At 37.3% G+C, this 20,691-nt stretch carries 17 protein-coding genes; 13 read left to right on the forward strand and 4 right to left on the reverse strand.

The features are described 5' to 3' along the window. Positions 1-90: 90 nt before the first annotated feature. The 3 genes from FLA105534_RS01205 to FLA105534_RS01215 all read left to right on the forward strand — a co-directional run bounded on the left by FLA105534_RS01205 (position 91) and on the right by FLA105534_RS01215 (position 4,369). Positions 91-1,191 carry a hypothetical protein gene (locus tag FLA105534_RS01205; protein WP_173964223.1) on the forward strand — a complete coding sequence of 367 codons (1,101 nt, stop codon included), beginning with the start codon at positions 91-93 and terminating at the stop codon, positions 1,189-1,191. A 503-nt stretch (positions 1,192-1,694) separates the two neighbouring features. Then, entirely contained in the window at positions 1,695-3,605 is a 1,911-nt protein-coding gene (locus FLA105534_RS01210) for a fumarate reductase/succinate dehydrogenase flavoprotein subunit (protein ID WP_173964224.1), read from the forward strand. A gap of 17 nt (positions 3,606-3,622) precedes the next feature. Continuing rightward, positions 3,623-4,369 carry a succinate dehydrogenase/fumarate reductase iron-sulfur subunit gene (locus FLA105534_RS01215; RefSeq protein ID WP_173964225.1) on the forward strand — a complete coding sequence of 249 codons (747 nt, stop codon included), beginning with the start codon at positions 3,623-3,625 and terminating at the stop codon, positions 4,367-4,369. Between the two features lie 206 nt (positions 4,370-4,575). On the opposite strand, the gene FLA105534_RS01220 is transcribed toward FLA105534_RS01215, so the two are convergent. Continuing rightward, positions 4,576-5,325, reverse strand: coding sequence for a 4-hydroxy-tetrahydrodipicolinate reductase (locus FLA105534_RS01220; protein ID WP_173964226.1), 750 nt, complete (start codon positions 5,323-5,325; stop codon positions 4,576-4,578). A 429-nt stretch (positions 5,326-5,754) separates the two neighbouring features. Here FLA105534_RS01220 and FLA105534_RS01225 point away from each other — a divergent pair, with 429 nt between their 5' ends. From FLA105534_RS01225 to FLA105534_RS01270, 10 genes are all read left to right on the forward strand, one after another. Further along, positions 5,755-6,105 carry a hypothetical protein gene (locus tag FLA105534_RS01225; protein ID WP_173964227.1) on the forward strand — a complete coding sequence of 117 codons (351 nt, stop codon included), beginning with the start codon at positions 5,755-5,757 and terminating at the stop codon, positions 6,103-6,105. Between the two features lie 306 nt (positions 6,106-6,411). Then, positions 6,412-7,107, forward strand: coding sequence for an ABC transporter ATP-binding protein (locus FLA105534_RS01230; RefSeq protein ID WP_173964228.1), 696 nt, complete (start codon positions 6,412-6,414; stop codon positions 7,105-7,107). A 36-nt stretch (positions 7,108-7,143) separates the two neighbouring features. Continuing rightward, complete coding sequence (locus FLA105534_RS01235; RefSeq protein ID WP_173964229.1) at positions 7,144-9,429, forward strand: TonB-dependent siderophore receptor; 2,286 nt, start codon at positions 7,144-7,146, stop codon at positions 9,427-9,429. Positions 9,430-9,437: 8 nt separating this feature from the next. Then, complete coding sequence (locus FLA105534_RS01240; RefSeq protein ID WP_173964230.1) at positions 9,438-10,886, forward strand: ABC transporter permease; 1,449 nt, start codon at positions 9,438-9,440, stop codon at positions 10,884-10,886. Position 10,887: 1 nt separating this feature from the next. Then, a complete protein-coding gene (locus FLA105534_RS01245) occupies positions 10,888-12,243 on the forward strand; it encodes a DUF3526 domain-containing protein (protein ID WP_173964231.1) in 1,356 nt (451 codons plus the stop codon). A 467-nt stretch (positions 12,244-12,710) separates the two neighbouring features. Then, on the forward strand, positions 12,711-13,037 hold the full coding sequence (locus FLA105534_RS01250; protein ID WP_173964257.1) for an ArsR/SmtB family transcription factor: 327 nt from the start codon (positions 12,711-12,713) through the stop codon (positions 13,035-13,037). A 57-nt stretch (positions 13,038-13,094) separates the two neighbouring features. Further along, positions 13,095-13,559 carry a DUF6428 family protein gene (locus tag FLA105534_RS01255; RefSeq protein ID WP_173964232.1) on the forward strand — a complete coding sequence of 155 codons (465 nt, stop codon included), beginning with the start codon at positions 13,095-13,097 and terminating at the stop codon, positions 13,557-13,559. A 133-nt stretch (positions 13,560-13,692) separates the two neighbouring features. Then, positions 13,693-14,118 (forward strand): arsenate reductase ArsC, encoded by a 426-nt coding sequence (locus FLA105534_RS01260; RefSeq protein ID WP_173964233.1) that lies wholly within the window; start codon positions 13,693-13,695, stop codon positions 14,116-14,118. A 523-nt stretch (positions 14,119-14,641) separates the two neighbouring features. Beyond that, positions 14,642-15,295 carry a VOC family protein gene (locus FLA105534_RS01265; RefSeq protein ID WP_173964234.1) on the forward strand — a complete coding sequence of 218 codons (654 nt, stop codon included), beginning with the start codon at positions 14,642-14,644 and terminating at the stop codon, positions 15,293-15,295. Between the two features lie 59 nt (positions 15,296-15,354). Next, the gene (locus FLA105534_RS01270; RefSeq protein ID WP_173964235.1) at positions 15,355-15,753 is read left to right on the forward strand and encodes a tautomerase family protein; all 399 of its coding nucleotides are present in this window, start codon (positions 15,355-15,357) and stop codon (positions 15,751-15,753) included. 102 nt (positions 15,754-15,855) lie between these two features. On the opposite strand, the gene FLA105534_RS01275 is transcribed toward FLA105534_RS01270, so the two are convergent. The 3 genes from FLA105534_RS01275 to FLA105534_RS23770 all read right to left on the reverse strand — a co-directional run bounded on the left by FLA105534_RS01275 (position 15,856) and on the right by FLA105534_RS23770 (position 20,677). After that, a complete protein-coding gene (locus FLA105534_RS01275) occupies positions 15,856-17,844 on the reverse strand; it encodes a heavy metal translocating P-type ATPase (protein WP_173964236.1) in 1,989 nt (662 codons plus the stop codon). Positions 17,845-18,186: 342 nt separating this feature from the next. Then, complete coding sequence (locus FLA105534_RS01280) at positions 18,187-19,419, reverse strand: efflux RND transporter periplasmic adaptor subunit (protein WP_173964237.1); 1,233 nt, start codon at positions 19,417-19,419, stop codon at positions 18,187-18,189. 1 nt (position 19,420) lies between these two features. Beyond that, on the reverse strand, positions 19,421-20,677 hold the full coding sequence (locus FLA105534_RS23770; RefSeq protein WP_173964238.1) for a TolC family protein: 1,257 nt from the start codon (positions 20,675-20,677) through the stop codon (positions 19,421-19,423). Positions 20,678-20,691 lie beyond the last annotated feature (14 nt).

Consider the following 20,691-nt stretch of genomic DNA (forward strand, 5'->3'; position numbering starts at 1 on the left):
AGAAATAAAAGAATTAAAACTGTAACATTAGCAAAAAAAAAGTCTCTATAGTATAAAAAGCCGTTAACAAATTAACCCAAACATTTTTATATGAGAACCTTAAAACTTGTTACCTTACTTATTTTCATTCTTTTTTCGTTTTCGAAAATAAACGCGCAGTCCATTCAAAATGACAGTATAAAACTGGATTATACCAAAATCTATTCTCTTGCTTTGGATGGAAATCCAAAATTGGCATTGCCTCTACTAGACACCGATCCAACCAAAAAAATAGCAGAAAAGGATTTAAAATTCAAAACCAACTTTGAAAACCGCTTTAAGTTTGAAGAGGACAAAAGTGATTTTCTGGAAACCAGAAAATCAAAAATAGATCAACTGTTAAAAATTTACAGAGATTACTGGCGCTTCTCTTTCTCGAACAAGGAAAAGAAAACAGATTCACTGATCCTAAAAAACGTTTCTAATTTTCTTAAAACGAATTTTCCTGCTGCCAAAAACTTACCGCTAAATGAAGACAGCATTAATGTTTACCAAAAAAAGTATATCGCCAGTCTAGGCTATCATACTACAGGATTTGGAAAAACCGGAGGCTTGTATGATTTATTGGTTTGGAAAACAGAGAAAGACACCATTTATAAAGTCAATTATGACGGAAAAGAAACACCAATCAAAATCTTTTTTATGGATGATTTCGTAACGTTGGGCTGGAGCGAATACGCCACTTTAGGGCGTTACTATCCTGCAGGTTGGGCAACTAAAGAAGCTTTGTTTTGTGTAAAAAAGGCTTATGACTTAAAATCGGAAAATTTCAGAGTGAGCTACATTGGTCACGAAGGCAGACACTTTGCCGATTACAAATTGTTTCCGAAATTAAAAGGAGTTGGTTCTGCCGATTTGGAATACAGAGGTAAATTAACCGAGTTGTCCCTTTACTCTGAAGAAGGCCTGATGAAACGAGTACAGTTTTTTATTAATACCGGAAACTATGATAGCGATAACGGCCATTCCATAGCAGCCTATTGTGTGATAAGAGATTTATCCCGAGTTTTATTCCAAAACGACTTCGAAAAAGATATCAATAAATGGAAAGCAATTCCGGTAGGTAAAATAAATGAAGCTGCAGCTAAACTTCTTGCTGAAAATACAAAGGCACTGGAGAAAATTCTAAATGTTGAAAAATTCATCAAATAAGACTTAGCTGAAAAAACTTATGCTTTCCTAAATCATAATTTTAGAGCCGCGTTCTGCTCTTTCTAATCTCGCCAAGGTGCAAAATCGCAAAGTTTTTTTTAATGAAAAATCAATTAAAAAAATCTGCAGCCCGAGCGATAACGAATTGACAAAGCAAATCAACTTGAAAAACATTTAACACATAGAAACAAAGATCTTAAACGCAATAAAAAGTGTCGAAAAGAAATACATTTCTTTCGCATAGCGGTATGCGGTTTATTTTAAGTGAAATGCCTTTTACAAGCATTTTGAGCTATGTTTCTATGTGTTAAAATACAATTGCAGCTAACGGATCAATCTAACATCCGTTCTCAAGTATTAATTCTTATTTTGAATTACAATAAACAGTTCAAATAATAGCGTTTTCTTTACAAAAAACCATTTTTTTATAGTAAATTAGGCCTTCTAAAAATTTAAGTCACTTATAGAATTGGTGTATAAATTCATTTTAAACTAAAATAAAAATGATTGACTCAAAAATACCCGAAGGCCCACTAGCCGATAAATGGAACAATTACAAAGCAAAAGCGAAACTCGTAAATCCCGCCAACAGAAAAAAACTAAACGTTATTGTGGTCGGAACCGGTCTTGCGGGTGCTTCCTGCGCAGCATCTCTGGCTGAACAAGGTTATAATATCCAATCCTTTTGCTTTCAGGATTCTGCCAGACGTGCCCATTCTGTTGCAGCACAAGGAGGTGTTAATGCTGCCAAAAACTACAAAAACGATGGTGACAGTACCTTCAGAATGTTCTATGATACCATCAAAGGCGGTGATTTCAGATCCCGTGAAGCCAATGTCTACCGCTTGGCCGAATGTTCTGCACATTTAATAGATCATGCCGTAGCACAAGGCGTTCCTTTTGCCAGAGAATATGCGGGTTACCTAAACAACCGCTCTTTTGGTGGCGTTCAGGTTTCAAGAACCTTTTATGCACGCGGACAAACCGGGCAGCAGCTTTTACTAGGTGCTTATCAGGGATTATTACGTCAGGTTTCCTTAGGAAAAGTAACGATGCATACCCGTCACGAGATGCTGGAATTAGTTGTTATTGATGGAAAAGCAAAAGGCATTATCGCCCGAAATCTGGAAACAGGAGCTTTGGAGCGTCATGTTGCCGATGCTGTTGTACTGGCTTCGGGAGGCTACGGAAAAGTATATTATCTTTCTACACTGGCAATGGGCTGTAATAGTTCGGCCATTTGGAGAGCTCATAAAAAAGGTGCTTATATGGCGGGAGTAAGCTGGATTCAGTTTCATCCTACTTCACTTCCTCAACACGGAGCCAATCAGTCCAAACTCACTTTAATGTCAGAATCTTTGCGGAACGACGGACGAATCTGGGTTCCGAAAAAGGCCGAAGACCAGCGAAATGCCAATACAATTCCCGAAGAAGAACGAGATTATTATCTGGAACGCCGATATCCCTCTTTTGGAAATCTTGCGCCCCGTGATATTTCCTCACGGGCTGCCAAAGAGCGAATTGATGCCGGACATGGTGTAGGCCCCATGAAAAATGCCATTTATTTGGATTTCTCAGATGCTATAAAAGCACAGGGAAAAGATAAAATTGAAGCCAAATACAGCAATCTATTTGCCATGTATGAAAAAATTACCGGAATCAATGCTTACAAAGAACCCATGTTAATCTCCCCTGCTGCTCACTTTACGATGGGTGGACTTTGGGTAGATTATGAACTAATGACCAGTATTCCCGGATTATTTGCTTTGGGAGAAGCCAATTTTGCCGATCACGGTGCAAACAGACTGGGGGCTAATTCCTTGCTTCAGGCTTGTGTAGACGGTTATTTTATAGCTCCCTATACGATTCCTAATTATTTGGCTGGAGAATTAAATGCACCCAAAGCTACGATCAGCCATCCTGCTTTTGATGAAGCCGAAAAAGCAGTTCGAACTCAGCTGGATCATTTCTTAAACAGTAAAGGCACACTTTCTACCGATCACTTTCATAAAAAAATTGGAAGATTACTTTACGAAAAATGCGGTCTTTCCAGAAGCAAGGAAAAACTCGAAGAGGCTCTTGAGGATATCAAAGCCTTAAAAACTTCTTTTGAAAAGGATTTACTGATTACCGGAGATGATACTTTAAATAGTGAACTCGAAAAAGCCGGCCGAATTGCCGATTACATCGAGTTGGCCGAACTAATGTGTTACGATGCTTTACAAAGAGAAGAATCCTGTGGTGCCCACTTTCGGGAAGAATTTCAAACTGCCGATGGTGAAGCAGTTCGAAATGATACCGATTTCTGTTATGTCTCGGCCTGGGAATGGAAAGGTCCAGCGAAACAGCCCGAATTACATAAGGAACCTCTTGTATTTGAGTCGGTTGAACTTGCTGTAAGAAGTTATAAATAATCAAAAGTTAAAGCAATATGAAACTATATCTTAAAATATGGCGACAGTCTGATACTTCTTCTAAAGGAAAAATGATAGATTATGAAATCGATGAAGTTTCAGAACATATGTCATTTCTGGAAATGCTTGATCTTTTAAATGAATCTTTAATTCAGAAAAAAGAACGTGTTATTGAGTTTGATCACGATTGCCGCGAAGGAATTTGCGGACAATGTGGTGTTATGATTGACGGAAGAGCACACGGCCCCTTAAAAAACACCACTACCTGTCAGCTTCATATGAGAAGTTTTAAAGATGGGGATACCATTTATATTGAACCTTTTCGGGCAAAAGCCTTTCCTGTACTGAGAGATTTAAAAATTGACCGCTCCGCTTTTGATGCCATTATTGAATCTGGTGGTTTTATTGGAGTCTCCACGGGTCAGGCGCCTGAAGCCAATACGATTCCGATATCTTACGAGACTGCCGAAGCGTCTTTTGATGCCGCAGCCTGCATTGGTTGTGGGGCCTGCGTAGCAACTTGCAAAAACGCCAGCGCTGCCTTGTTTACAGGTGCCAAAATCACACATCTGGCTTTATTACCACAAGGACAAGTCGAGGCTTCAAAAAGAGTGCTAACTATGGTAAACCAGATGGATGCAGAAGGTTTTGGAAACTGCTCCGATACCAGAGCCTGTGAAATTGAGTGCCCACAAGGTATTTCGATTCTTTCGATCGCAAAAATGAATGCCGAATATACTAAAGCTTTAATTTTTAAAAAATAATAAAACACAACCTTAGTTAATTTATTAAACACATAGAAACATAGATTTTCAAACTCAGGAATATCATTTCATAAGTTTACAAACTATGCCGAGGAAATGTATTTCTTTTTCGAAGCCTTTTTGCCCCTACAATGTCTGTGTTTCTATGTGTTATTAAAAAATAAAACCGACAAGTTTCGAAAACCTGTCGGATTTGCTATAAAGTATCATACCGCAAAATAAGGCGTTAAAATATCTTCAAAATTATACAGCCCTTTGGGTTTGTTTTCTAAATTTTCGGCAACAAAAACAACTCCGTTTCCAAACGCTTCCCTCGAAATTGATTCATGTATTAAACGAACCGTCTGAAAAGGGAATCCAAATATAACTTCATGTTTACCAACTATTCCTCCTGCCCTGACTGAATTGATATTGCTTTTATCAATATCCAGAGCTTCTGCAATTTTTACCGCAGTTCCCGAAGTTCCTACTTTCTTTTTAAAATGTTCTTCGTTCACCTCGATATCAACCCAAGGCGCAATCTTTTTTAAAAATTTAGCAGCAAAAAGCAGATAATTCACCCCAAGCGTAATATTTGGCGACCAGAATACCGTCGTTTTATGTGCCAGTTTCTTTAATAATTGCAATTCCTTTTCTTTGTAATGAGAAATTGCCGAGATAATCTTGACCTTTCGCTTTGCAGCAATTTCTCCATACGTATAAATACCTTCATTGGAAGAAAAATCAATAATTACATCAACCGGATGCTTGTCCAGTAATTCTTCCATTGTCGTTTTAGAACCCGAGTAAATTAAACCCGGTTCTTTTGAAGGAATGCCAAGAAATTCTGAAACCGATCTGTGTTCTAAAACGGTACTTTGTCTTAAAACCCACTCCAGACAAAATTTATTGTTTTCCAGCAGTACAGAAGCTACCGATTTTCCTGTTTTTCCGAATCCTATTAAACCTATTTTCATAATTTACCTTTTTATGAGCAGATTGCCCGTTTATAAAATTGACACTTTTGAAACTTCATGCCAAATCAAAAATTCAATTATTATCTAAGCAGATAATTATCCACTTCTAGTAAAAATAAAGATTATATGACGAGATCACTAATAACAACTTATATAACTAACAATAAACAAACACGTTAACAGGAATACTACTGTGAAAATATTTTATAAGAAGCTGTAAAGATGTTTTTAAAACGATTGCCTGAAGAATATTACTTTAGCTGTGTTTTTAAACATAATTAGACTTTACAAAAAATAGAGAATTTGTTCTCCAAATAAAATAATAGACGATTCTTGCGCATTTTTAAATAAGATATCTATATTTGCAACAACGTTGCGTTAGTTTAAAAGCTAGAAAGTCCGCCAGAAACAGGACTTTCTCCATCAAGAATGAAAAAGAAAATTGTGTTAATTAATCTTTTTATGTCTGTTACTGTATTGTTTGCAATGCTGTTTCAGACGCTGCATTCTTACGAACATGTTTACAAGCAGCTTACAAGCAAACATTGCGACCATACTTATATTGACGGACAAAAGCAAATTACGCACAGCCATACTGCTGATACCAATTGCCAGATTTGTCATTTTACATTTAGTACTTTTATTCCGGAAACCTTTCAGTCTTACTCCTTTCTTAAAGTAAGTATTGAAACTTGCTGCGCGTTCTTTTATGTAAAAACCGCTGCTGTCTTTTTCAAAGGCAGTCTTTTTGCTCTTAGGGCACCACCTTCAATTTATTAGTTTACTGCGTTTTTATCCAAAAAACTAAGAACATCACTTGCTTGTCTTTTTAAAAGTCAGGCAAAACCCATTTGTAGTTTTATCTGCTGCCTTTTTCAAAAAAAATGCTGACCAATAAAACCTGAAAGGCCATTCTCGCTTATCCAATACAACTGTTTTTTTTTTTGGGGGGTTCAATCGTTGTAAACACCATTTCCCTTACTTCCTTCATTGCAAAGATGCCTTAGCTGTAAACCAGTAGGTTGGACTTTGGCTATGATTGGCAGTAAAGACTCCTGTTAAAAATCATCCAAATACATAATAACTATGCTTATAGCTGAAAATCTGACAAAGAAATATGGCGATCATATTGCTTTAAACAAACTGAATTTAACAATTAACGAAGGCGAAATCTTTGCCTTACTGGGACAGAACGGTGCCGGAAAAACAACCACCATCAATTTGTTTCTAGGTTTTATCGCTCCAACAGACGGAGAACTGAAAATCAACGATATCTCGGTTATCGAAAATGCGCAGGAAACAAAAAAGTATGTCGCTTATATTCCGGAAACAGTGATGTTGTACCCAAATCTTACCGGTTTAGAAAATTTAAAGTTCTTTTCGTCTCTGGCGGGATTCAAATATTCAGAAGGAGAACTCACCTATTTCCTTTCAAAGGCAGGACTGCAACTTAAAGCACACCATCAAAACTTAGGTGGTTATTCGAAAGGAATGCGTCAAAAAGTTGGAATCGCAATCGCAATCGCCAAGAAAGCCAAGGTTCTCTTATTGGACGAACCTACCAGTGGTTTAGATCCTAAAGCTTCCAACGAGTTTTCTCAAATATTAAAAGAGCTTTCTGCAGATGGAACGGCCATACTGATGGCTACGCACGACATTTTCAGAGCCAGAGAAGTTGCCTCTCATATTGGCATTATGAGACAGGGAAATCTCGTTACCGTTATAGAAGCCGATAAAATCTCGGCAAATGAACTGGAAGATTTGTATTTACAAACTGTATAAAAGGAAATTACATTTTTCCAAACCCATCCAAAAAAAATGAAACATTTTATTCTCTCACTGTTTTTAATAATTATTAGTCAGTTTGCACAATCGCAAACCGTTAATAAAAAAGCATCCGATACCATATCTAACAAAACAGAACGCACCGAATTGCAAACGGTCGAAATTATAGGCCGTTCGACCAAAAAATATAATAGTGATTATTCTTTTGCAGCAACAAAAACAGCCGCCCTCAACAAAGATATTCCACAATCTATAGCAACGATCACCAAAGAACTAATTGCAGATAAAGGCGCCATTTACCTGGCCGATGCTGTCAAGATGGCCAGTGGTGTTATTCCCGCAAGTTATTACAATCAGTATACGATTCGCGGAATCAGTCAAAACGAAGAAGGCCAGATCATAAACGGCATGCGAACACATCAACATTACTTCTTGCAACCTTTAACGACCAATATTGAACGAGTTGAAGTGATTAAAGGACCTTCGAGTGCTACATTCTCTTCTGTCGATCCGGGTGGAAGCATTAATATGGTTACTAAAAAACCACTGGCTGTTGATCGAAAAGAGATAAGTCTGAGTGCAGGAAGCTTTAGCACTTTGCGCGGAACTTTAGATTTCACTGGCCCATTGAACGAATCAAAAACCCTTTTATACCGTGTAAATGGTGCCTATCAGGAAGCCAAATCGTTTCGGGATCTGGTTCGCAATAAATCGTTTTTGATTTCGCCATCCTTCAGCTACATTCCGAATGAAAAAACAGCCATCAATACCGAATTAATTTTGAGCAACATGACCGGAGTTCTGGATCGCGGACAGCCAATTTTTGGTGCCGTTGCGGGAGTTACAAGTCTAAATAAAACTCCAATTAGCTTAAATTTAGGTGCCCCAAGTGATTTCTATAAATCAAAAGAAATGATTTTGACGACCAATTTCGTTCATAAGTTCAACTCTAAAATAGGTTTTAATGCATCGTACATGAAACAAACCTGGACAGAAGATCTTCAGGAACACAGAACTACAAATGCTTTTGCAGTCGACATGAACAATAAACCTGTCAGTAGTCTGGCCATGATGCAATTTGTACAGCGTCAGCAATATTGGGACGTTGATAACCTGAGTGCTTATTTCAACTTTGATGTAAATACAGGAAAAGTAAAACATAAATTATTGGCAGGTTACGATTTAAACAGCTGGAACAAAACCAAAGGCGGTGGACAAAATGCTGCCAGAGGTTATTTATTGAAAGACGGAACGGTAGCCAGTTCATTTGTTGCTGCCAATGCTGCCAATTATCAAACCATAACAGTCGATGGGGTGGTTTTACCAAAACCAAATGTAAATTATTTTAATCTGAACAATCCCAATTATACCTTAACAAGTCCTGACGATTATACACTCAATGTTCGTACTGCCTTGCCATCTGCATTAACCAGTACCAACGCAATTTATATCCAGGATCAGGTACAATGGGAAAGATTTACCGTTTTACTGGGCTTGCGTCAAGAATGGTTTAAAGACATCACAAACTACAAATCCAACAATGAACTGACTGTTAAAAAGTCGGCTTTACTGCCGCGTATTGGAGTGACTTATGCCGTAAACAATCAAATAAACGTTTACACAACTTATCTTGAAGGTTATCAGCCACAATCGAATACGGTATCTTTGATGCCTCAAACAGGAAGTTTACCAGCCGGAAGTTTGTTTGATCCACTGAAAAGCAACTTGAAAGAAGTTGGACTGAAAGCTACTTTTTTCAACAATTCCGTAAGTTTCAACGCCGCTCTTTATGAAATCAACCAGCGTAATATCCTAATGAATGCCAACGACCCGGCAAATCCTGATTTGCTGGTAACAAGAGGTGCTGAAAGAAGTCGTGGTTTCGAATGTGACGTAGCAGGTTTTATTACGGCCGACTGGCAAATAAACGCTTCGTACAGTTATATTGATGCCGAAATTACCAATGATCGCGATCCTTCGTTAATTGGAGCCCGAAAACAAAATACACCAAAAAACAGCGCCAATTTGTGGACACGCTACAATTTCAACTCTGATTCGGCTCTAAAAGATTTGGGTATTGGTTTCGGAATGCAATATCAAAGCAGCAAAGTGCCTTGGTTTACAAGATCTTTTACACTGCCTGACTTTACTGCTTTTGATGCAGCTTTGTACTACAAACCAAACAAAAGTAATATGCAGATCGCCCTGAATGCGGGTAATTTATTCAATAAAACGTATTGGTTGGGTGCCCAGAATTATCTAAGACTATTTCCCGGAGCACCGCGAAATTTCACTCTTACTGTAACTTACAAATTTTAAACTGTATCATGTCATTACACATCGAAATTTTAATTGCCAGACATCTTAAAAATGCTGTTTTTAAAAATACGGCCGTCTATATCATCACACTCTTTATTGGTATCATACTCCTTTATGCTGCTTTTTCAGGTTGGGAAAATTACAACAACCAAAATCAGACCAGCGAAAAATACCAGCATGAATCACGCGAAGACTGGCTTAACAATCCAGATAAAAACCCGCACCGAATGGCACATTACGGAAATTTTGCCTTTCGAAAAAGTACTCCTTTGAGCGTTTTTGAATTTGGAATGGAACCCTTCTTTGGGAATGCTATATTTCTTGAAGCACACAAACAAAATAGTGCCAATTTTTCTGAAGCGGGATTCTCTAACAGTATGCTCCGTTTTGGAGAAATCAGCATTGCAATGGTTTTACAAATTTTACTGCCTTTACTGATTTTTTTCTTAGGATTTAATGCGGTCGCAGCCGAAAGAGAAAATGGGACTCTAAAACTACTTTTAAGCCAGGGAATTAGCTGGAAACAGCTCTTAACCGGAAAGATAGTAGGAATTGTAAATGTAATCCTGCTGCTTTTTGTTCCTACCATACTAGTCCTTGTACTTCTATGGTTGCTGCTTCAGGATTTTACAATTTCAACAGATGAAACCATCAAAATGCTACTGTTTATTCTGTTTCATTTTATTTACCTGATCTTCTTTTGCGTGATTGCTGTGCTGATTTCTGCTTCAAGCAAAACCTCCAAAAAAGCCTTGATTTCCTTAATCGGAATCTGGCTGGTTCTCACCATTATTTTACCCCGAACTACTCAGGCAATCGGAGCATATCTTTACGAAGCACCCTCAAAAATACAATTCAACAGTGCTATCGAAAAAGACATCCTGAAACAAGGTGACAGTCATAATCCTAACGATTTACATTACAAGGCCATCAAAGATTCCTTGCTGAGCGTTTACAAAGTCGATTCGGTACAAAAACTGCCTTTTAATTATTCGGGGTTTATCATGACCGAAGGAGAGAAAATCAGTTCGAAGATTTACAACCAACACTTAGAAGAGCTGCTAAAAGTTTACGACCAGCAAAATAGCTTCTCCAAAGCCGTTTCATTCCTGAATCCGTACATCGCGATCCGAAACCTGTCAATGGGTCTATCCAATACCGATTATAGTTCGTATGTCGATTTTCAGAAACAGGCGGAGCGTTATCGCTATACTATGGCACAAAAAATGAATGCTTTGCAGGTTAAATACATCAGTAATAAAAAGCCGGGACCAAACGACAAGCCTTTATCCATCAGCAAAGAACACTGGGCTGATCTGGAAGAATTTCATTATGAGCCAAAAGAAGTCCCGGCTATTTTAAAGTCCGAAATACTCTCTGTAGTTTCTATTTTTCTGTGGATTATCCTGCTTTTTGTTCTTATACGAATTGCAGCTAAAAACCTTAAAGCCCTCTAATATGCTAGCATTACTTTTTAAAAATTTCATACGCTCAAAAGGTACCAAAATTGGATTGGTTTTCCTGTTGCTCATCGGATTCATCAGTCTTTTAATTGGAAAGCAATTTCAACAAAAGCAGCAGAATAATATTGTAGAAGCTGCATTATACCAAAAAGAACATATTGCGCGAAATGCCGCTTTTCACAAAGACGAAATGGGACTGCTGCTCTATTATATCAAATTTTCGCTAATCAATAAAACATTGCCTGTTAACAGTCTGGCGATTGGTCAGCGCGATGTAAATCCGTCGATTCAAAGCGTCACGATTCGGGGTTTGGAAGGTCAGAAATACGATGCGGAACTCAATAATCCCAACAATCTGTTGTCCGGGAATATCGATTTTAGTTTTGTACTGATTTACCTTTTTCCACTTTTAATTATTGCATTCTCTTACAATCTGGTTTCGGAAGAAAAAGAAAGCGGAACCTGGAAAATTGTGTCTACGCAAAGTGAAAATACATTTTTATACATTCTGAAGCTGTTTTACATCCGGATCTTAAGTTTAATTGCTTTGTTGACCTTTTTAGTTCTTTTAGCCGTTTTAATCTTAGGGATTCCCTTTGATGCGGCGCTCCTCACCTTTTACATACTGGGTGTTATGTATATTTTGTTTTGGTTTGCTGCCTGCTTTTTTATCGTTTCCCTACAAAAAAACTCCAACTTCAACGCGGTTATTTTACTTACGATCTGGCTGTTTCTAATTGTTATTCTGCCGGCAGTAATCAATACGTATATCGTCAATAAATATCCGATTCCCGAAGCTTTGGAGTTAACGGTAAAGCAACGCAATGCCTATCATGAAAAATGGGATATGGATAAGAAAATTACAATGAATGAATTCTATCAGCATTATCCGCAATTCAAGCGTTATTCTTTGCCAAATACCGAATTCAACTGGCTTTGGTATTATGCCATGCAGCAGGCGGGTGACGACGATTCGGTAGAGCAATCTCAGGAACTGCAATCCAAATTAGAACAGCGCAACAAAGCCAGTCAGTTTATCTCACAGTTCTTTCCTACTTTGCATGCTCAGCTTCAACTGAATGAAATTGCAAAGTCTGATTTAGGAAACCAGCTTTTATTTTTGAAGGAAACCAAACATTTTCATGAAAAAATGAGATTGTATTTTTATCCAAAAATATTTGATAATGCCCCTGTGGTTAAAGAAAACTGGTCAAAATTTAAGGTAGAGACTTTCACAGATCCTACTAAAATTAATTATACGAGAGCTTTTTTGCCTCTACTGTTTTTCAATCTGTTACTAATCGGTTTGGGCTGGATGAATTTCAAAAACAACAGAAAAGAAACCTTTTAAAAAGGATTGTCTCAGTATAAGATAAATTAGGAAGATTATTTTAACACATAGAAACATAGTTCTAAATGCAGGAAAAGGCGTTTCACTTCAAATAAAAACACATAACACTATGCGAAAGAAATGTATTTCTCTTTTGTATGCTCTTTTAAGCATATAAATCTATGTTTCTATGCGTTTAAAAGTTTAGCGTTCAATCATTAAAAAATCTATTCTAACACATAGAAACATAGTTCTAAATGCCGGACAAGGCATTTCACTTCAAATAAAACACATAAACTATGCGAAAGAAATTGATTTCTCTTTTGTATGCTCTTTTAAGCATATAAATCTATGTTTCTTTGTGTTTCATCATTTTAGCGTTCCAACATCGAAATCAATATTTCAATTTACCCTATTTAAAAATTTTAAAAAAGATTCTTTGATTTTAAATTAATATCGTAATATTGCAATATTATATTTTAAATCACATGGGAGCTTCTAAAACAGAACATTTTACCGACAAACAAAATCAGATGGCTACTATCGCCAAAGCACTGGGACATCCGGCGAGAATTGCTATTATTGAGTATTTGCTTAAAGTAAACGAATGTATTTGCGGAGATATTGTAAACGAATTGCCACTTGCACAGCCCACCGTTTCGCAACACCTGAAAGAACTAAAAAACGCTGGACTTATCAAGGGAAACATTGAAGGGAACGCCATCTGTTACTGTATAAACGAAGAAACTTTTGATATTCTAAATACCTATTTTTCCGCTATTATCGCGGTTACAAAAAATCAAAAATGCTGTTAAAGGCTTTTTTTAGCCACCTATATCGCAATATTGCATTATAACTATAAAATAAAAAAAATGAAACTATCAGACATTAAAACCATACTGCCAACCCTTGAAAACGTAGCATTTCAACTGGAAAATGGAACTTTTGTTCCGGAGCATTTTCACGTCACTGAGGTGGGAATGATCACTAAGAATTTTATCGACTGCGGCGGTGTAATTCGTCAGGAAAAAAGTGTAAACTTTCAGCTATGGAATGCAGACGATTATGAACATCGACTAAAACCCGGCAAACTATTGCACATCATTAACCTTTCAGAAGAAAAATTAAACATTGAAGATCTGAATATAGAAGTCGAATACCAGAACGAAACTATAGGCCGATACGATTTAGAGTTTAATGGAAATCATTTTGTATTAAAAAATAAAGTTACAGCCTGTCTGGCACAAGATGCCTGTGGAATTCCGTCACCATCCGGCTTTATCGAATTAAACAAGGACAATACAAACTCCTGTTCCCCTAATTCAGGCTGTTGCTAAGCTATGAGTACTTTCTTTCTTAAATATAAAAAACCAATTATAATCACTACAGCTGTTATTGTACTGCAACTGATTTATGGCTTTGAGCCTAAATTTTGTCTTATCAATATCATTTGGTTACTTGTTTAAAACTATGACAAAAAATATTCTCGTGCTTTGCACAGGAAATAGCTGCCGAAGCCAGATTGCCGAAGGTTATTTGCGCCATTTCCTGGGCAACAAAGCCCATGTTTACAGTGCCGGCATTGAAACTCACGGGGTAAATCCCAGAGCCATTGCCACTATGAAAGAAGACGGAATCGATATTTCAAAGCATACTTCAAATCACATCGACGAGTATCAAAACATTGTTTTTGATGTTGTCCTTACGGTCTGCGATCATGCTAAAGAGCAATGCCCTTTCTTTCCTTCAAACGCATTAAAGTTACATCACAATTTTCCGGACCCTGCCAAAGCAACAGGGACAAAAAAAGAAATTATGCAGGAGTTTCGCACCGTGAGACAAATGATCAAAGAATATTGCAGTGCATTTGCAAAAACGATCAACACCGATTATTAAACACAAACCTATGTCTCTATGTGTTTAAATTTTAGCGTTTCAACATCCTAACTTCTATTCTAACTTCTATTCTAACACATAGAAACATAGTTATAAATGCCGAGCAAGGCGTTTCACTCCAAATAGAGCACAGAACACTATGCGAAAGAAACGTGTTTCTCTTTTTTATCCTCTTTTAGTGATACAATCTATGTTTCTATGTGTTTAAATTTTAGCGTTCCAACATACTAACCTCTATTCTAACACATAGGAATATAGTTCTAAATGCTGAAAAAGACATTCCTTTTCAAATAAAGCACAGAACACTATGTGAAAGAAATCTGTTTCTTTTTGTCCCCTCTTTTAACAATACAATCTATGTTTCTATGTGTTTAAAAAAAATTACCGCTACGCTACTTCTCATCATAATTTGTTATTCCTTCATCGAAGTATAAAATGATACAACGATGAGAATACAGTTGCCCTTTTTTAAATTTGTTTGAAACGAAAAGAAGCTTCTGCCTCTTTGTAAATCTACCTCATCATGAAACTACAACACCTTCAGATTCAAACCAACAATATTCAAGAAACAACAACATTCTATCAAGACGTACTTAATCTTTCAATTCTCGAAAAAGATTCCAACTCAATTAGCATTCAGGCAGGTAAATCGATCTTAAAGTTTATCGAAAATCCGCAATTTGATTCCATCTATCACTTTGCTTTTAATATTCCTCAAAACAAGCTTCAGGAAGCCATTAAATGGGCCACAAACAAACTGGATTTAATTATTATTGAAGACACGAATGTAATTGCCAATTTTGAGACTTGGAATGCCAATGCCATTTATTTTTATGATAACAATGGTAATATACTGGAATTCATTGCCAGATACGATCTCGACAATTCCCAAACGGAATCTTTTAGTTCTAAATCCATACTAAACATTAGTGAAATTGGAATTGTCAACGAACATCCTTTGGATTTAGCAAACCAGTTAGTAACCGAACACGAGTTAGAACTCTTCAGTAAAAATGACAATAACGAGCTCTTTGCTGCCGTTGGAGATGATGAAGGACTGCTCATTATCGTACGTCCGGGTCGAAATTGGTATCCTACGAAAACACCTTCTAAAAGCAATTCAACGGAAGTTAACATAGAAAATAACGGAGCTCAGATTGAATTGAAGTTTTCCTAAAGATTTGTCCGCTCCTCTTCTATTTTTTTTAATTTTATACAAAACTCAAAATCTAAAAAATGCCATTTGTACGAATCAGTTTGCCTAAGAAGCTTTCCTTAGCAACCAAAAACAATATTTCAGAAGCGATTCATCAATCTTTAATAGCAGAATTCCATATTCCAAGTGCTGATTATTTTCATGTAATTGAAGAATTAGAGCAGCATCAGATAAAATATCCTGAAAGTTATCTTGGTGTTTCACATTCTGAAGAAATTGTATATGTTCAGATCACCGCAGGACAAGGTCGTACAGTAGAACAAAAAAGGAAATTATACCACCAAATTGCTACGAGAATTGCCGCAACAACAGAGATTCTAATTAATAATGTGATTATTGTTTTAGTAGAAAATAACGGTTTGGAAAACTGGTCCTTTGGTAACGGAGAAATTCAGGAACCAACACATTTAAAAAAATAAGTTTTTATTGCATAGTCTTTATACCGCTCTGGTCATTCCGGATGCGAATAAAGCAAAAAAACAAAACCGTTTCAGCTTAGGTACTGAAACGGTTTCTTTATCTTAAAATTTCATCTTCTGAATCCTTACGGCATTCAATATGGCCAGTAAAGCTACTCCAACATCAGCAAAAACAGCTTCCCACATGGTTGCCAGTCCGCCAGCACCCAGAATCAGTACAAAAGCTTTTACAACAAAAGCCAAAGTAATATTCTGCCAGACAATTTTCTTGGTTTGTTTCCCAATGTTTATCGCCATAGGAATCTTACTTGGCTTATCGTCTTGAATGACAATATCGGCGGTTTCGATCGTGGCATCACTTCCTAAACCTCCCATCGCAATGCCGACGGTGCTCAAAGCAATTACCGGAGCATCATTTACACCATCGCCCACAAAGGCTACGGTTTCATTTTTAGCTTTAATTTCGTTTAGTTTATTCACTTTATCTTCAGGTAGCAAATCGCCAAAAGCATTTGTAATTCCCAGCGTATTCGCAACAAACTGCACTACATTAGTTTTATCACCACTGAGCATGGTTACTTTAACGCCTAACTCTTTTAGCTTCGTTACAGCCTCTTGGGCATCTGCTTTAATTTCATCGGCAATCGTTAAATAACCTGCAAACTTTTTGTCGTAAGCTATGGCTATCGTCGTGTAAACAACGGCATTGGGGTTAACATCGTAATTGATATTGAATTTATCCATCAATTTGAAATTCCCTACATGCAGTTCCTTTCCGTTTATTGCTGCTTTTAAACCGTGTCCGGAAATCTCTTCTACATTTTTTAGCGTTATTGCGGGGTCAATTGGTCCCACATGATTATGAATCGCTGTCGCAACTGGGTGTGTACTCTGACTTTCCAATGCATTTACGAGTTTTAAAATTTCATCTTTATCAAAACCCTCCTGAAGGATAACTTCCTGAACTTTAAAGACACCCTCGGTCATGGTACCTGTTTTGTCCATCACAACATTCTGAATGGTTGAAATACTGTCTAAAAAGTTACTTCCTTTAAACAGGATTCCGTTTTTACTGGCTGCTCCTATTCCGCCAAAATACCCTAACGGAATACTGATCACCAAGGCGCAAGGACAAGAAATTACCAGAAAAACTAAGGCTCTGTACAACCAGTCACTAAACACATAATCGGACACAAAAAGCATCGGCAACAAGCAAATGGCAATCGCCAGATAGACTACAATGGGCGTATAAATCTTAGCAAATTTTCGAATGAACAATTCTGCAGGAGCTTTTTTAGTAACAGCATTTTGTACCATTTCTAAAATTTTAGACAATTTACTGTCGTTATAAGCTGTAGTTACTTTTACCAGTGCAATGGTGCTTCCGTTAATCATTCCGGCCAAAACAGCTTCTCCTTTTACTTTGGTGTCCGGTTTGCTTTCTCCTGTAAGTGCTGCAGTATTAAAGGAAGCCGAATCGGAAAGTAATTCTCCATCCAGCCCCAGTTTTTCACCCGCTTTCAATTGAACTATTGCACCAATGGCAACATCCGCAGCTTTGACTTTGGTAGAAATGTTGTTTTCCAGTACATTTACCTCATCAGGACGCTGGTCCAATAAGCTTTTAATGTTTGATTTGGCACGACTGACTGCTAATCCCTGAAAGTTCTCTCCAATGGTATAAAACAGCATCACAGCAACGCCTTCCGGATATTCTCCGATGGCAAACGCCCCCAGGGTCGCAATACTCATCAGGAAAAACTCAGAAAACACATCGCCTTTTCTGATGCTTTCGTAGGCTTCTTTTAAAACAGGAAGTCCTACCGGCAAATAAGCGATAACGTACCAGGCAATTCTAACATAACCTGAAAACCAATTTTGTTCAAAATAGTTATCAAATCCAATTCCGATCAGCAGTAAACCAAGAGAAATAATGGCTGGCAAAAACATTTTAAACAAACTACTGTCGCCATTATTACTGTGATCGTGTCCGTCATCATCCGAATGAACTGGTTCGTCATGTGCACAGCTGCAAGACGGTTGGTTTGTTTTTTTCTTTTTAATCTTTTCTTCTTTATGTAGATGTTCCATGAGAAATTTAAAGTTTTAGGTTTCAAAGTTTCAAGTTTAAACTTTGTTTCAATAATGTTCTAAATTTACGGATTTTGTCTTAATAGTTTTTAGGTACCACAAATTAATCTCGCAAAGGCCGAGAAAAGAGATCTAAGATTTTTGATTAACGATTTTTGATTTCGGATTTGGTGTTACTTAAAAATATAATTGTCGACTTTATACGGTTTCAAACATCTGAAATCTTCAATCGTTAATCTTCAATCTAAAATCCAGAAGACTATTCAGGAACGCACTGTTATGCATCACTCCAAAAAACCTCTGAGCCTTTGTCCCTTTGTGCCTCTCAACCATTAAAAAAATCTAATGATCATGTTCTCCTCCACCTTTCATCGCCGAAAGCAAATAAAAAGCTCCTTTGGTTACAATTTTTGCATTCGGGGCAACTTTATCTACAAACTTCACTTCTGTAAAGCCCAGATCTGTCGTACCCGGGATGACCTCAACTGCTCTAAAATGAACCTCTTTTTCATGATTCCCTTCTGCCGGTGTTTTCTTTTCTTCGTGGGCTTCTTCTTCCACATATACAAAGTATTTATCGGCATTTCGAACCACAGCATCCTTTGGTAATGCAGGAACGGTGGTGTTCGTGATGTTGATGTTTGCCGAAACGTACATCCCCGGAATCAGTCCTTTAGCATCAGCCGATTCGATTTTAGCGTGTACTGCAACGGTTTTACTTTCATTAGAAAAAGACTTATTAATACCGAAAATCTTCCCTTTAATTGATTTGTTCGACTGATTGGTTAAAACAAAATCAATGACCTGACCAATCGAAATAGATCCCAGGTCTTTTTCATACACATTCAAATCCAGATGCATCTGACTGTTATCGACCACTTCAAACAAAACAACACCTGTTTGGGCATAAGCGCCTTTTGCGATACTTATTTTCCCTACATAACCGTTTATTGGAGCTACAACTGGTACTAACGAAGTGCTTCCTTTGGTGCTTACATGTAGCGCTTCCAGTTTGTTCTTAGCAGCCTGTGCACGGGCTCTTTCTGCAGCCAATTTTGATTTTACTTCCTGAAATGTTTTCCTTGGATTTACATTTTCATCACTCAGGGTTTTCTGACGGTTGTATTCCAATTGCAGGTATTCAATATTGGCTGTAGCCGAATGGTATTCTTCCTGCATTTCAATTACTTCCAGATTTTGAATGGTCGCCAGTACTTTTCCTTTGTTAACGTACGTTCCTTCCAAAACAAAAATATCCTTAACCGTTCCTCCTATTAAAGTCGAAACTTCTGCTGAATTTTGTGGCGGGACAGTTGTGTAACCATTGGCTTTTATCACTTTATTGAGGTTTCTATTTTCGACTAAACCTGTTTCGATCCCAACCGTTTTATATTGAGATTCGTTTAAAGCAACTTCGTTTTGTGATTTTTCTTCTTCTTTTATTTCTTCTGCTTTCTTTTGACCACACGAAGTTAAAACGATGATAGAGGCTATAAATAATGCCCAACTACCTAGCTTCCTTTGCGATAAAACTGCTGCAAATTTTACTGTTAAATGCTTATATGTCTGTTTCATTTTAATTGTTTTTGATGGTTGGAAATTGCAATTCGATTGCACTTTGATTAAAGTTATGGGTAGCCTCTGTATATTGTTTTTTAATATCAATCGCCTGATTTAAGAAACTGATGTACGACCAGTAACTCAGATCACCATTCGCATAACTTTTCTGGGCAGTACTGATAATCTGATCTGCATACTGCAATCCCTCTTTCTGATAATAGTCCATTGCTTTTTGCTGTTTCTCAAAATTGTTTTGCAATTCTGCTTTTTGCAGATTCAGCGTTAGCCTGTTCTTATCCAAAGCCAGTTGCGACTGGGAAATGCTGACTGCCGAAGCTTTTGCTTTTGCGGTATTCACTCCTCCAAACAACGGAATTTGCAATCCTGCCGTAAATCCCTGAAACAAAGATTCAGTATTGATTGTTTGTGCAAAATAACCCAATCCTACTTTTGGCGTTCGCATCGCTTTGTGCGTATTGGCTTCTTTCTGGTACACCGAAATTTGCTGTTGGTAAAAATCTGTCATTAAAACTTCTGCTTTCGAGTTTCCTTCTTCTTTCACCATAACATACTGCAATGTGGTTTGATCGTCCGGAATGATACTTTGATCCGTCTGAATAAAAAACTGCAACTGCTTTTGGTAAATCGCCAAATCGTATTCTAACTGTGCCTTTTGAGTTTCAATCTCTTTCACTTTGGCTTTGGCGCTAATGACTTCAATATTTCCGCTTTCTCCGGTTTTAAAACGTAGTTCTGCATTCTTCAAAAACTTGGTATAAATCTCATTAAGTTCCGAGTTCAATTTCTGAATCGAAACGCCATACAGATATTGATAATAAGCCAGGGTTACTGCCTTTTCTACTTCATAAGAAGATAAGGCTTTTCGTTTTTCTGCCAGCTTTGCCAGTTCTTCCTGTAGCTGTCGATTGGCTTTTGTGATATTTCCCAACGGAAAAAACTGCTGAATCGAAACATTATGGTCGTAATCTGCACTATTGAACTGCCCTCCCTGGTATTGTACCTGAAGCGGATCTGGCTGAAATGCCGTCTTTTTTAAAATCGTTTGTTTCTCGATTTCCTTATCGGCAATCTTTAAATCGATATTATTTGATTTTGCCAGTTCGATTGCTTTCTCAAGACTTATTTTTTCCTGCGCTGTTGCGAATGTGGTTGCGAACAAGAGTGCAAGTACCAGCTTTTTTGCCTTCAAAGCGCGCAATGCTTCTTTCGCAAGCTGCACAAAGGGGGTTTTATTATTATATATGGTATTCATTTTTTTCTTTTTTA

Origin of the sequence: Flavobacterium collinsii, assembly GCF_902804485.1 — a bacterium.
Classification (GTDB): domain Bacteria; phylum Bacteroidota; class Bacteroidia; order Flavobacteriales; family Flavobacteriaceae; genus Flavobacterium; species Flavobacterium collinsii.